At 54.2% G+C, this 12670-nt stretch carries 13 protein-coding genes and 1 tRNA gene; 10 read left to right on the forward strand and 4 right to left on the reverse strand.

Annotated features, from left to right (window positions below):
* The first annotated feature begins 142 nt into the window (after window positions 1-142).
* The 7 genes from AUP42_RS01855 (at window position 143) to AUP42_RS01885 (ending at window position 6501) form a co-directional block, all read left to right on the forward strand.
* Window positions 143-973, forward strand: coding sequence for a DUF3100 domain-containing protein (locus AUP42_RS01855; RefSeq protein ID WP_062948322.1), 831 nt, complete (start codon window positions 143-145; stop codon window positions 971-973).
* 2 nt (window positions 974-975) lie between these two features.
* Complete coding sequence (locus tag AUP42_RS01860) at window positions 976-1464, forward strand: hypothetical protein (protein WP_062948325.1); 489 nt, start codon at window positions 976-978, stop codon at window positions 1462-1464.
* Window positions 1465-1569: 105 nt separating this feature from the next.
* Window positions 1570-2754 (forward strand): M20 aminoacylase family protein, encoded by a 1185-nt coding sequence (locus AUP42_RS01865; protein WP_062948327.1) that lies wholly within the window; start codon window positions 1570-1572, stop codon window positions 2752-2754.
* 89 nt (window positions 2755-2843) lie between these two features.
* Window positions 2844-3467: a DJ-1/PfpI family protein gene (locus tag AUP42_RS01870; RefSeq protein ID WP_062948329.1), complete on the forward strand. Its 624-nt coding sequence runs from the start codon at window positions 2844-2846 to the stop codon at window positions 3465-3467.
* A 217-nt stretch (window positions 3468-3684) separates the two neighbouring features.
* On the forward strand, window positions 3685-5400 hold the full coding sequence (locus AUP42_RS01875; RefSeq protein ID WP_062948512.1) for a tetratricopeptide repeat protein: 1716 nt from the start codon (window positions 3685-3687) through the stop codon (window positions 5398-5400).
* 21 nt (window positions 5401-5421) lie between these two features.
* A complete protein-coding gene (locus tag AUP42_RS01880) occupies window positions 5422-6348 on the forward strand; it encodes a 4-(cytidine 5'-diphospho)-2-C-methyl-D-erythritol kinase (RefSeq protein WP_062948514.1) in 927 nt (308 codons plus the stop codon).
* Between the two features lie 78 nt (window positions 6349-6426).
* Window positions 6427-6501: transfer RNA gene (locus AUP42_RS01885), tRNA-Gln, on the forward strand.
* 207 nt (window positions 6502-6708) lie between these two features.
* On the opposite strand, the gene AUP42_RS01890 is transcribed toward AUP42_RS01885, so the two are convergent.
* From AUP42_RS01890 to AUP42_RS01900, 4 genes are read right to left on the reverse strand one after another with little or no spacing between them, the layout of a single operon-like run.
* Window positions 6709-8073 carry an MBOAT family O-acyltransferase gene (locus AUP42_RS01890; protein WP_062948331.1) on the reverse strand — a complete coding sequence of 455 codons (1365 nt, stop codon included), beginning with the start codon at window positions 8071-8073 and terminating at the stop codon, window positions 6709-6711.
* Between the two features lie 6 nt (window positions 8074-8079).
* A complete protein-coding gene (locus tag AUP42_RS01895; RefSeq protein ID WP_062948333.1) occupies window positions 8080-9057 on the reverse strand; it encodes an SGNH/GDSL hydrolase family protein in 978 nt (325 codons plus the stop codon).
* 3 nt (window positions 9058-9060) lie between these two features.
* Window positions 9061-9213: a DUF5989 family protein gene (locus AUP42_RS22035; RefSeq protein ID WP_366934230.1), complete on the reverse strand. Its 153-nt coding sequence runs from the start codon at window positions 9211-9213 to the stop codon at window positions 9061-9063.
* Window positions 9210-9434: a hypothetical protein gene (locus AUP42_RS01900; protein ID WP_062948335.1), complete on the reverse strand. Its 225-nt coding sequence runs from the start codon at window positions 9432-9434 to the stop codon at window positions 9210-9212. The genes AUP42_RS22035 and AUP42_RS01900 overlap by 4 nt, the downstream gene beginning before the upstream one ends.
* A gap of 111 nt (window positions 9435-9545) precedes the next feature.
* Here AUP42_RS01900 and AUP42_RS01905 point away from each other — a divergent pair, with 111 nt between their 5' ends.
* From AUP42_RS01905 to AUP42_RS01915, 3 genes are read left to right on the forward strand one after another with little or no spacing between them, the layout of a single operon-like run.
* Complete coding sequence (locus tag AUP42_RS01905) at window positions 9546-9731, forward strand: hypothetical protein (protein ID WP_062948337.1); 186 nt, start codon at window positions 9546-9548, stop codon at window positions 9729-9731.
* Between the two features lie 8 nt (window positions 9732-9739).
* Entirely contained in the window at window positions 9740-11569 is a 1830-nt protein-coding gene (locus AUP42_RS01910) for a carbamoyltransferase (RefSeq protein ID WP_062948339.1), read from the forward strand.
* Between the two features lies 1 nt (window position 11570).
* Window positions 11571-12644 (forward strand): hypothetical protein, encoded by a 1074-nt coding sequence (locus AUP42_RS01915; RefSeq protein ID WP_062948341.1) that lies wholly within the window; start codon window positions 11571-11573, stop codon window positions 12642-12644.
* Window positions 12645-12670 lie beyond the last annotated feature (26 nt).

Genomic DNA, 12670 nt, shown 5'->3' on the forward strand with positions numbered 1-12670 from the left:
TGTCGGACAAAATCCCCGGCGCCAAAAATGGCAAAATTGTGAAATCCGCCAATGCCGGGATACGCAGGGATGATGCAACAGTCTGGCCTTTTTGACCGTGGCCATGGTTGCGTCGAACACGCCACGTCAAGGAGATTGGGAAATGAACGCGCTTCGGGGACAATTGGAGCTTTGGCGGCTCCACCTCGCCGTTATCGTACTCGGCGCCATCGCCGAACTGATCGGCATTCAGAAAATTCCGTTGGGCATCGGCGCGATCCTGCTGCTGCCGCTGCTTTATGCCTTCGTCATGGCGGCATTGATGAACCCGAATGTCATGCCGAAATTCGGAAAATTCATCCGCCAGAAGGAAGTCGCCGCCGCATCGCCGCTGATCGTGATTGCGATCATGCCGTTCATTGCGAAATTCGGTACCACCATCGGCCCGGCAATCGAAACCATCATCGCAGCCGGCCCGGCCCTTCTGTTGCAGGAACTGGGCAATCTCGGCACCATCGTTCTGGCCTTCCCGCTTGCGGTCTGGGGCCTGAAAATGGGCCGCGAGGCCATTGGCGCGACCTTCTCGATTGCGCGTGAACCCAACCTTGCGATCATCGCCGACCGCTATACCCTCAAAAGCCCCGAGGGCACGGGTGTGATGGGCGTCTATGTGATCGGTACCCTGTTTGGGACGTTCATCTTTGCCATTCTGGCGTCCCTTTTCGCCAGTGCGGACATCTTTGATCCGCGTGCCCTTGCCATGGCATGTGGCATCGGCAGTGGCTCGATGATGGCGGCCTGCACCGGCGCGCTGACCGAGGTCATTCCGTCCATGAAGGACGAAATCCTTGCACTTGCCGGGGCCAGCAACCTTCTGACCTATGCGACCGGGCTTTATGCCGGCCTGTTCATCGCCCTTCCGATTGTTGAAAAACTCTATAACGCGACGGCTGGTAAAAACGACATCGCCACCGCAAACAAGAAGGAGGCCTGATCATGTCCGAGAACGCAATTGCAATGGAACGTACCCGTCCGAACATTGATCTGACAGATCACGCCGTCACCCTTGTCATCGTCTGCCTTGTCGGACTGGTGATGAATACGGTCGGTCCGGCCATCCCGCTTGCCGATGGTTTTGTCGGCATGGTGGTGATTTATCTGATCACCATGGTCGGCCTGCTTCTGACGCGCTTTGCACCTTTCTATCTGCCAAGCGTCGCATGGATTTCGCTGGTCGGTATCCTCGCGACCCTGCCCTGGACCCCGGGTTCGGAATGGATCGTCGAGCAGGCCAAATCGGTCAACTTCCTGGCCCTTGCAACCCCCGCCCTTGCCTATGCCGGCTTTGCGATTGCCAAAAAGGAAATCGAGGTCGCCAAACATTCCGGCTGGAAACTGGCACTGGTTGCCTGCCTTGTCTTCCTTGGCACCTATGCCGGTTCGGTTCTGGTGGCCGAACTGATCCTGCGCCTGCAAGGCGCCTGATCAGACACCATATGAACGGGGGCGATCGCGTCCCCGTTTATCGCGGGGCTCCGATGCCCACGATAAGACCCCCGCTTTTGATATGACACACGACAGAGTATGCAGATGACAGTCTCCGCTTCCTCCCTTCATCCTCGTGCCACCCAACTCGTTGATGAATTTACGGCCTGGCGACATCATCTGCATGCTCACCCCGAAACCGCGTTCGAGGAAAAGCTGACCAGCGCCTTTGTCGCGCAAAAGCTTCAATCCTTCGGGCTGGACGTCAAGACCGGCATCGCAAAAACCGGTGTGGTCGCCACCCTTCAGGGCAAAGGCGGACCCGGAAAACGTATTGGCCTTCGCGCCGATATGGATGCGCTTGATATCCACGAAACCACCAATCTGCCCTATGCCTCGAAACATCCGGGCAAAATGCATGCCTGCGGTCATGATGGTCATATGACCATGCTGCTCGGTGCGGCCAAAATTCTGGCCGAAAATCCCGATTTCACCGGCACGGTCGATTTCATTTTCCAACCTGCCGAGGAAAACGAAGGCGGCGGGCGCGAAATGGTCGAAGAAGGCCTGTTTGACAGCCACCCCGCCGATGCGGTTTACGGCATGCATAACTGGCCCGGTCGCGATGTCGGCACCATGGCAATGAAGCCAGGTCCCATGATGGCCAGCTACGATATTTTTGAAATCGCCATTGATGGCCGGGGCTGCCATGCCGCCATGCCCCATCTGGGCCGCGATCCGATTACCGCTGCCGGTCAGGTGCTGCTGGCCCTGCAAACCATCACTGCGCGCAACGTCAATCCGCTGCAAAGTGCGGTGATTTCGCCGACCCAGATTTTTGCGGGCGACACATGGAATGTCATCCCCGATACCGCCACCATCCGCGGCACGGTCCGCACCTTCGCGCCCGACATTCAGGATCTGGTCGAAGAACGCCTTAAAACCGTTGCCGATGCCACCGCGCGTGCTTTCGATTGCACCGCGCGCGTGATGTATCAGCGCCGTTACCCCGCCACGATTAACAGCGAAGCCGAAACCGCCATCGCCTTTGCCGCCGCCTCACGCGTCGTCGGCGCCGATCAGATCGATCAGACCCCCGAACCCTCCATGGCCAGCGAGGATTTCGCGTTCATGCTCAATGCCAAACCCGGAAGCTACGTCTGGCTTGGCAACGGCCCGACCGATGGCAACTGCCTTTTGCATAACGCCGCCTATGATTTCAATGACGATGCCATCCCTTATGGTGTGAGTTACTGGATATCACTGGTCGAGGAATGCCTTTCCGCATGATTTTCTGACGGAAATATCGCATTTTCCTTGTCTAAGCCCCAATCTGCGCGTTCAATAGCCGCCCTTTTTTGACTGGCGATGGATGTGTGATGGAAATCGCGATTGTAACGCTTGATGGTTTTAACGAACTCGACAGTTTTGTCGCGCTCTCGATCCTGAACCGGGCCAGGGGCAATGGCCTTCGTGCCGTCATTACCGGCACGGGCCAGTCCGTAACCTCGATGAACGGGGTCGAAGTCACGATACAGGAACCGTTATCCTTTACCGCGACGGCCGATGTCGTCCTGTTTGGCAGCGGCATCCACACCCGCGATCATATCAATGATCCCGACCTGATGGCACAGATCAACCTTGATCCGTCGCGCCAGATGATCGGCGCGCAATGTTCGGGTGTGCTGTTCCTGCATAAACTGGGCCTTCTGCCCGCCACCATCACCACGGATACCAAAACCCGGTCCCTTCTGGCGCGCACCGATACGGTCCTTGAAGACCGCCCGCTGGTCGCGCAGGGCAATATCGTCACCAGTGGCGGCTGCCTGTCGTCGCAATATCTGGCGGGATGGGTGCTGGCGCGTGCGCTTGGCACCGACAGGGCAATGTCGATCCTGGAATATGTCGCCCCGGTCGGCCAGAAATCACAATTCACCAAACAGGCGCGCGACATCATCGTGCCGCAGCTTGATGTTCCGGCCAAACGCCCGCTTTACTGCTAGGGTCAGGACCCATCACGAGAACGTTTCTGGCTTTGCGCAACCACCTGTGGGAAGTCATCGTACAATCACGTATGCTGGCGCATGACCGGTTGCGCGAAATGGCAAATGTTTTGCCTTATATTTGCCGACTAGTTAGGGTTAGCTCAACAAAAGTTAGTGGCCCGCATTGAAGGCAAAAAATGCGGCCGGTTGCGAATTGCAGACGCAGGACAAGTTTTTGAAACGCCATCTGTTAAATATCGTCATTCCGATGACGGCTCTTGCCCTTTCGGCCTGTGGCACCATGTCGCAGCGCGCCGACCGTGCCGAGTTCGATTATCCGCAAAGCAACAGCTTCTCTGGCAATTTCCTTGCCGGCAAGGCCGCCCAGATCGAAAACCGCACGGATTATGCTTCGCGCTATCTGCTGCGCGCCCATGAAATCGACCCGGGCAACGATGATCTGCGCCGCCGCGCCTTTCTGGCCCTGATCGCCGAAGGCCGCATTGCGGACGCGGAACCGATTGCACGCGTTCTGGTCGATGAAAACCCCGAAGACCTGTTTGCCGTGATGGCGGTGATGGATGCCGAAATCCGCGATCAGGATTATCAGGCCGCCCTTGATACCGTATCAACCCTGCCGCAACGCGGGATCACATCGCTGATCGTGCCGCTCGCCAAGGCATGGCTTTATACCGGCCTTGATCAGCCGCAAAACGCCATGGCCGCCCTTAACGAATTGCAGGGCAACGGGTCGCTCAATCCGCTGTCGGAATATCATCGTGGCCTGATCCTTGCCTATTTCAATGACCTGAACGCCGCCGAAGTCGCCCTTGCCAGCGCCTATGGCGATCCGGCCGATGCGCCGCTCCGCGCGGCCGAGGCACTCGGTTCCGTCTACGAACGCAAAGGCCAGACGCAAAAGGCATCGCTTTTGTATGAAAGCTATATGGATCGCCATCCGCAGTCGCTGGCGATGCCCTATCACCTTGACCGTCTGGCAAAGGGTGAACCACCAACCAGCACGGTTGTGACCCCGGCATCGGGTCTGGCGGAGGCATATCTTGATATCGCGACCCTGCTCAGTCAGGAAAACGCGGTTGATCCGGCCCTGCTCATGGCGCGCTTTTCGCTGTCGCTGCGCCCCGGTGATGACATAACCCGCCTTCTGGTCGGCGAAATCATGGAAATCCAGAAACGCTTTGACGCGGCGATCATTGTCTATCAATCGATCCCCATCGAATCCCCGCACAGCTGGAACGCGCGCCTGCGCGCCGCCTCAAGCTATGAACAGCTTGGCAAGACCGACGACGCCATTGCCCTGCTCGAAACCATGGTCAATGAACGCGGGGATCGTCCCGATGCCCTGATCCAGCTTGGCGATATCCTCCGCTTTGATCAGGACTTTGCTGGCGCGGCCAATGCCTATGACCGGGCGATTGAACGTCTGGGCGGGGCCGATGCTGTCGGCTGGCGTCTGCTTTATCGTCGCGGCATTGCCTATGAACGCGCCGGAAACTGGCAAAAGGCCGAGGCCGACTTCCTCAAGGCGCTCGAACTTGAACCCGATCAGCCCTATGTCATGAACTATCTTGGCTATAGCTGGGTCGATATGGGCAAAAACTTCGATCAGGCCGAAGACATGCTCAAACGCGCGGTCGAACTGCAACCTGATGACGGTTACATCATCGATAGCCTTGGCTGGGTCTATTACAAGCTCGGCCGTTATGACGATGCCGTCGAACAGCTTGAAAAGGCGGTTGAACTCAAACCCGATGATCCGACCATCAATGATCATCTGGGCGATGCCTATTGGCAGATCGGCCGCTTCCACGAAGCCCGTTTCCAATGGCACCGTGCGCTTTCCTTCAACCCGACCGAAGAACTGCGTGCGGATGTTCAGGCCAAGCTTGAAGGCAAAACACCCCTTGTTGGTGCGGTTGCCGCAAACTGATTGATCGGGGATATCGGGCATATGTCTTCGACCCATACCGAACCGGCCCCGGCCAAGCTGAACCTGTTCCTGCATGTCACCGGCAAACGCGATGACGGCTATCACCTGCTCGATAGCCTCGTCTGCTTTGCCGATTGCGGCGATGTGATTACCGCAACCGCACGCGATGATGCTGAACTCACCCTGTCGATCACCGGCCCGATGGCGGGTGACCTCGCCACCGGCAATATCGAAGACAACCTGATCCTGCGTGCTGCCCGCCTGCTTCGGGCCGAGGCGAATGTGACACAGGGTGCCGACCTCACACTTGAAAAAAACCTGCCCGTCGCATCTGGCATCGGCGGCGGATCGGCGGATGCCGCCGCCGCCCTTCGCGTGCTGTGCCGGGTCTGGCAGCTTGATATTCCGGCCGACTCCCTTGCAAAACTCGCCCTTAAACTCGGTGCCGATGTGCCAGTGTGTTTGCATGGCAAAACCGTGCTGATGCAGGGCATCGGGGAAAAGCTGATTGATCTGCCGGAATTGCCCAGCCTGTCACTGGTGCTGGTCAATCCGGGCAAGGCGGTTTCAACGCCTGAAATCTTTGCCGCGCGCGATGCCGCTTTTACCGACGAAAACCTGTGGGATCGCACGGCAAAGTTTAACAGCGGGGCATCGCTTGCTGCCACCCTTCAGGAATGCCGCAACGACCTGACCCTTCCGGCATCGGGCATATTGCCCGAAATCTGTGACGTGCTAAATGCGCTGGCCCGCGAAGACGGCTGTCTGCTGGCCCGCATGTCGGGCAGCGGGGCGACCTGCTTTGCGATTTATGACACCGAAAATCAGGCGGAACGTGCGTCAAACGCCATCGCCGAAAGCCAGCCCGACTGGTGGGTACAGGCCACCGGAATTCAAACGACCGAGGATCGCGCACGCGCACAAATCGGCGCATCCTTCCCGGCCTAAATCCCCGGCAAAAAAAGGTTCAAATAGAGGGTTGCACTCCGGCGCGGGGAACGCTATTTTCCGCGCCACACACGCTGATGGGGCGTGGCCAAGTGGTAAGGCATCGGTTTTTGGTATCGTGTACCGTAGGTTCGAATCCTACCGCCCCAGCCAAGACAAACCGCTTTGAGGTTTTCCTCAAAGCGGTTTTCTTTTTTCTGCTTCAAAACGACCGATAGCAGCGATTTTTTCCCTGACATCGCGCGGGGTAGTATCTCGCTGGCCGGACATATTCGAGCTTGATGACCGCAAGGCGACACCGTGCAATGAACTAGGATCTATTCCTTGGTCAGCCCCCTTGGCCGGAATGCCAGTCCCGCCTTAGAAATCAAAATAATAGAAGTTTTGGGGATGCTGTGACGCCAGTACCGAACTTCCGATAATCATTACCAGCAGCACCGGAACAAGAAGCGGGGCAGGAATGCGGCTGGCGGCTGAGCGAATTTTCGCAACCTGATCGACTGGATGCAACGCCAGCAAGATAATCCCGCAGATCACCGGCACCGTGGCATCTCCTGCCCAGATGCTCCAACCGCCTCGGGTAAAGCTCCCGATGGCCACATCATAGGCCACAGACAAGTTCGGTGAGCGGAAAATGACGGCCAAAAAAGACCAGATCAGAAAAGTCCCAGCTACGCAAAGGCCAGCCTGCCAACCGCGGACTTTATTCGCATAACGGGAATATCCGGTTGCGTTCTCGGCAAACATGATCAAGCCATGGAGAAGCCCCCAGAGAACAAATGTCCACGCCGCCCCATGCCAAAGACCCGATACCGTCATGGTCAGGATGATCGATAGATGGCGGGCATACTTATGCAGACGGTAATGCAGAGGCTTGAACACATAATCGCGCAACCAGAAGCTAAGGGTCATGTGCCATCGCCGCCAAACTTCGGTTAGCGAGGTTGAGGCATAAGGCGAGCGAAAATTCTCCGGAAAGGAAATGCCCAGCATCCCGGCAAGTGCGATCGCCATGTCGGAATAAGCAGAGAAATCACAGTAAATCTGTATCGCAAAACCAAATATGGCGGCCAATCCTTCCCAACCGGAAAGTGTGGCATGCCCCGCATAGGCTTGATCAACAAAAGCCCCGACTGGATCTGCCACCAACACTTTCTTCAGCATACCTGTTGCGAACAGGGCAAGATTTGGCACAAAGGCGGAGCGATCCAACCTCAGTTGTGGCAGTTGTGGCAAAATGTGATGAGCCCGCAAGATAGGCCCGGCGATCAGATGAGGAAAGAAGGTCACATAGACAGCAGTTGGCCAGAATCTTGGTGGGGTTTTCTCAGGCTTTTGCGCCGTATCCACCATGTAGCTGACGACGGAGAAGGTTACAAACGAAACGGCCAGCGGCAAGGTCCAGTCAAGGCGAGGTGTAGAAAGTCCTGTCATCGTCGCCACCGAGCCGAGAAGAAAATCGGTGTATTTGAATAGCACCAACGGCATAAACGAGATAACGAGCGACACCGGCAACCAGCGTTTATCATGCCATATCAGCTGTAAAAGCAGCCAGCACCCGACCACCATGCCAACCAGCAAAAGAAGATAGGGCGGATACCACCACGCATAAAAAAACAGGCTGGCCAGAGTGACAAAAACCAGTCGTAGACGTTTAGGACAGAACGCGAACAAAACGCAGAACGCCACGAAGAAAATCAGAAACGATGGCAATTGAAACAGCATCGCTGCTTAGTCCTTCGGGATGGTTAGTTCTGGCACTAGAAGATCGGTAAAAATTTCAAAGGCTTTAGCATTCGCATGCACATCATTTGATGCCACCCAGTATTTCTCGGCCGGAGCAGATTTCATCACTGGCACGGGATCAATAAATATCCAATCCCGTTCTTTTGCCTTTGCAGCCATGACCTGATTGATAAAATCGAAACGATAGGGATCAAAACTGTGGGGCTCGGGCACCAGAAGAATAACGACGCGATACCCCCGCCTTTCCTGATCCAGCTTAAGCCGGTCCATCGCCGCATCCATTGCCGCCATGCCAGGCCCTTCGGTCCAGACAGCTCGGTAGGAATCGACAAGCTCTTGCTCCCCCGTGCTGTTGCTGGCAGCCATTTCTATAAACGAGACGATCAGGGCATACAGTTGGCTATGACGCACCAGCCAACCGGCATGATCTGATTTTTGAATGATCGGTGCACGCGCCGTGGCGAGCATAACGACAGTCTGGGGATCAATTTTGGGACTATAGTGCAGCCAGTGCGCAACGATCTGCGACATGTTCATATTGCCGACACCCGTTGTCATCACTTCGGCATTTGGCCCGAGACGATCTGCAAGTTGGCCGCGCAGCGTGTCTTCTTCCGGCACACCCCAACCCATAGCAACGGAATCCCCGATGATCACGACCCGGTTTTTCCCTCGCGTGGCAAGGTCGACCTCTGGTCCGCGCATACCAAGGGAATTGATCGAAACCTCAACCCCCTGTAGCCGGGCGGAGGTACCCGGGATGTGTTCGTGCCCAACAGCCGGATCATCACTTTTCTGCTTCAGCAGCGTTGCATAGCGCCACATTTCGACCAGATAGTTTTTCTGATCCGCCGTGGCGAGCCGTACCAAGCCTTCCCCCGCGCCACAGGCAAGGATCAGACCGCACAGAACCAGCGCTGCACCAGACAGAAACCGTCCCGCAAAAGTTTTTTTATTCGTCATGAATCAAAATACTGCGTATACAAACGGAGCCCAGCTGGTGTTGGCTAGGACCACAAAAAGCACCGAAAATATCAGAATCAGTAAAAAAAACGGGATGAGCACTAATCGCGATTTTTTGCCGAACAGAAATCCAAAAAGATCTGCTATAAACCTCATGCATTCCTCCGCAAAATACGCAAATTTTCCATTGCATCCATTAGCCAGAAAGCCATTGAATCCGCAACAATTTTATTGTTCTTCTTACATACTCCAACAATTAAAATAAATATCATTTCATCATATTGGCAGGACAGGCAGGTAGCTTGATGACAAACAGGGTTTTTGGCTTTATCTGGTGTATAATTTTTATGATCGTGGCCCTGCTGCCATTGCGCCATAATGGGGACCCCCGCTGGATATTTGCAGCAGCAGCTGTGCTTCTGGCATGCTTTTCCACGTTCCTTCCAAACGCACTATCCCCTCTAAACCGGGCATGGACCCGATTTGGCATGGTTATGCACACCATCATCAGCGAGATTGCACTTTTTGTGATCTACTATGGTGTCATCACGCCCGGGGGGCTTCTTCTGCGGGTTTTTGGACGGCACTCCGTCACAAAGGACTTTGATCAGGCTGCCGACAGCTACTGGAAGTCCCACGACAACGAAACCACCGACTTTACCAAACCTTACTGATTTCTCACATGCAGATTCTTGGAATATCCGCCTATTACCATGACAGTTCCGCCGCACTCGTGCGCGATGGAATGGTGGTGGCCGCGGCACAGGAAGAGCGTTTTTCCCGCCTCAAGCATGACCCGGCTTTTCCTGCCAAAGCTGCACAGTATTGTTTGGAAATGGCCGGGAATATGCCTGTCGATTATGTCGTCTTCTATGACAAGCCATTCCTGAAATTTGAACGGATTCTCGAAACCTATCTTGGCTTCGCCCCCAAGGGGTTCTCCACCTTCCGGGTTGGCTTACCTGTCTGGGCGAAGGAGAAACTATTTCAGCGTTCTCTGCTGATGAAGGAATTGCAGGCGATCGCGCCAGACCGCTTTACCTCTGAACAGCTTCTGTTTTCCGAGCATCACTTAAGTCATGCTGCCTCGGCTTTTTATCCGTCTCCGTTTGACGATGCGCTGGTTCTAACTATGGATGGCGTCGGCGAGTGGGCGACCACTTCGGTCGCGATCGGTCACGGTGCGGATATGAAAATCCTGCACGAGATTAATTTTCCACATTCGCTTGGGCTGCTCTATTCGGCATTTACAGCCTATGCCGGGTTTAAGGTCAATTCCGGCGAATATAAACTGATGGGGCTATCCCCATATGGCCATCCACGATTTGTCCAGACCATTCTGGATCACCTGATCGACCTGAAACCCGATGGCAGTTTCCGCCTGAATCAGCGTTACTTCAGCTACTGCACAGACCTAAAGATGTTTAATTCCCGGTTCGCTGAATTGTTCGGAGAACCTGCCCGTACCCCAGAAGCACCGCTCACGCAGTTCCACGCCGATATAGCCGCATCCATTCAGCATGTTACGGAAATGGTGGTGCTGCGCATATGCCGCGCCATGGCAAAGGAAACCGGGCAGAAAAATCTGTGTCTGGCCGGTGGGGTTGCGCTTAACTGCGTGGCAAACGGTAAAATTGCGGCGGAAGGAATCTTCGAGAATATCTGGATCCAGCCAGCTTCCGGGGATAGCGGCGCAGCTCTTGGCGCTGCCTTGGCAGCCTCTCACCTGCACCTCAAAACCCCACGTAGCGTGCGAAAGCCAGATGCCATGGCGTCCTGCGCCCTCGGCCCGGAGTTTTCCCAGAGCGAGATCGAAGACACATTGACCCGTGCAGGGGCAAAGTTCTTGGTAATGCCGGACGACGATCTTTGGCAGGATACGGCAGCAGCTCTCGCAGACGGAGAAGTAACGGGCTGGTTTCAGGGCCGGATGGAATTCGGTCCGCGCGCGCTGGGGCAACGTTCCATCCTCGGCGATCCGCGTGATCCGGCAATGCAGAAAAAGCTTAATCTAAAGATCAAGTTCCGCGAGAGCTTCCGCCCGTTTGCACCCAGCGTTCTGGCAGAGGACGCGGCGGATTGGTTTGATATGCCTCAACCTGATTCCCCTTACATGATGCTGGTAACGACAGTTGCAAAGAAACACCGTAAAATCTCCGCAGAAGAAGCGGAAACGCGTCACGGCCTAGAATATCAGGATATTCAACGTAGTGACATTCCTGCGGTCACACACACAAATTTTTCCGCCCGGATTCAGACTGTTCGACACGAAAGCAACCCACGTTATTACGCGCTGCTTGATGCATTTAAACAGAAAACCGGCTGCCCGGTTCTGATTAACACCAGCTTCAATGTCCGAGGAGAGCCGATTGTCGCTTCCCCGGCAGAGGCGTTTCGCTGTTTCATGGCCACCGGCATGGATCGGCTCGTCATTGGCAACTGCGTGCTAAAAAAGACAGACCAAAACCCGTCACTAGCAAGCGATTACCATATTCATCAGGAAGCGGATTAAAATGAAAATAACAGCCCGGGTAAAAAATGGAATCTATCTGGTCTCAACACGGCTGTTCCAATTTTTCATTGTTCTATGCCTGATCGGCGGCTTTCTTGATATTATGATCCCGATCGTCGAACATTCTACATCGGTATTAACAAAAAAATTTACTGAACTGCAAAGACCAGCTCAAATAGAGCCCGGCTCTGTAAATGATGTCATAGAGAAATTGCCTGCTTTGCCCGTTTTGCGAATACCCGGTATCGAGGGTGTCTTGAAGGAACACCATTCCCCGGGCATCAACATTTCAGCCGATGGCATGCGCTCTAACGGGCAACCCTTACCTCAGAATGTAAAATCAACAGTGTTTCTTCTGGGATCGTCGCCAGCTTGGGGCTACCGAATTGCGGATCATCAGACATTGTCTGCTCACCTTGAACGGAATCTGGTAAACACGCGGGTAGAAAATTATGCCGGATTGGCACAAAATCTGGCAGGTAATACATTGCGCTGGCATTTATTAGACAAGAAAAACCCAAAACCGGACCTTGTAATTATCTCCGGCGCCAGCACAGACATAGGATTAAATTGCCACGCACAATACAACATACGAAATGTAAAAAACATTAACCATGACAGCAAAAATTTTTATTACAACTTATACAAAAAATTCTTAAGTAAAAACAAAGAATATGATGATTTTATTTGCGATACAAAAATAAATCAAGAAATAGCCGTAGAACAGTCGATAATAGCAGTTAAAAATGCTGTAAATTTCGCCAGAGAGCAGGGCATTCCATTTTATATTGTATATTTACCAACGCCATATGATGGTTTCAGCAACAACGAAAATCTATTGAATGTTGGCGAATTTGGTGCCCATTTGACGACGAAGCAACATGTATTCAGCCTTCACTATAAGGCCCTGCTGGAACTGAATATCCCTGAGTTAATCGACCTGTCGCAGGCTCTGCCACCAGATCAAGTCTATTTTCTTGATAAGGGATCGCATCTCTCAGGTAACGGCAATAAAATCCTTGCCTCCAAAATAGCCGATCGCATTCGGAAGGATTATCCCTCTATATCCGAGTAAACATCCCCGTAGAATTTCGATACCAA

Source organism: Thalassospira lucentensis (assembly GCF_001613805.1).
GTDB classification, from domain to species: Bacteria; Pseudomonadota; Alphaproteobacteria; order Rhodospirillales; family Thalassospiraceae; genus Thalassospira; species Thalassospira lucentensis_A.

Bases quoted from the DNA above. Each gene is read 5' to 3' on its own strand.
- AUP42_RS01855 (WP_062948322.1), top strand. From the start codon at position 143: ATGAACGCGCTTCGGGGACAATTGGAGCTTTGGCGGCTCCACCTCGCC.
- AUP42_RS01860 (WP_062948325.1), top strand. From the start codon at position 976: ATGTCCGAGAACGCAATTGCAATGGAACGTACCCGTCCGAACATTGAT.
- AUP42_RS01865 (WP_062948327.1), top strand. From the start codon at position 1,570: ATGACAGTCTCCGCTTCCTCCCTTCATCCTCGTGCCACCCAACTCGTT.
- AUP42_RS01870 (WP_062948329.1), top strand. From the start codon at position 2,844: ATGGAAATCGCGATTGTAACGCTTGATGGTTTTAACGAACTCGACAGT.
- AUP42_RS01880 (WP_062948514.1), top strand. From the start codon at position 5,422: ATGTCTTCGACCCATACCGAACCGGCCCCGGCCAAGCTGAACCTGTTC.
- AUP42_RS01890 (WP_062948331.1), bottom strand. From the start codon at position 8,073: ATGCTGTTTCAATTGCCATCGTTTCTGATTTTCTTCGTGGCGTTCTGC.
- AUP42_RS01895 (WP_062948333.1), bottom strand. From the start codon at position 9,057: ATGACGAATAAAAAAACTTTTGCGGGACGGTTTCTGTCTGGTGCAGCG.
- AUP42_RS22035 (WP_366934230.1), bottom strand. From the start codon at position 9,213: ATGAGGTTTATAGCAGATCTTTTTGGATTTCTGTTCGGCAAAAAATCG.
- AUP42_RS01900 (WP_062948335.1), bottom strand. From the start codon at position 9,434: ATGGCGCAATGGCAGCAGGGCCACGATCATAAAAATTATACACCAGAT.
- AUP42_RS01905 (WP_062948337.1), top strand. From the start codon at position 9,546: ATGGTTATGCACACCATCATCAGCGAGATTGCACTTTTTGTGATCTAC.
- AUP42_RS01910 (WP_062948339.1), top strand. From the start codon at position 9,740: ATGCAGATTCTTGGAATATCCGCCTATTACCATGACAGTTCCGCCGCA.
- AUP42_RS01915 (WP_062948341.1), top strand. From the start codon at position 11,571: ATGAAAATAACAGCCCGGGTAAAAAATGGAATCTATCTGGTCTCAACA.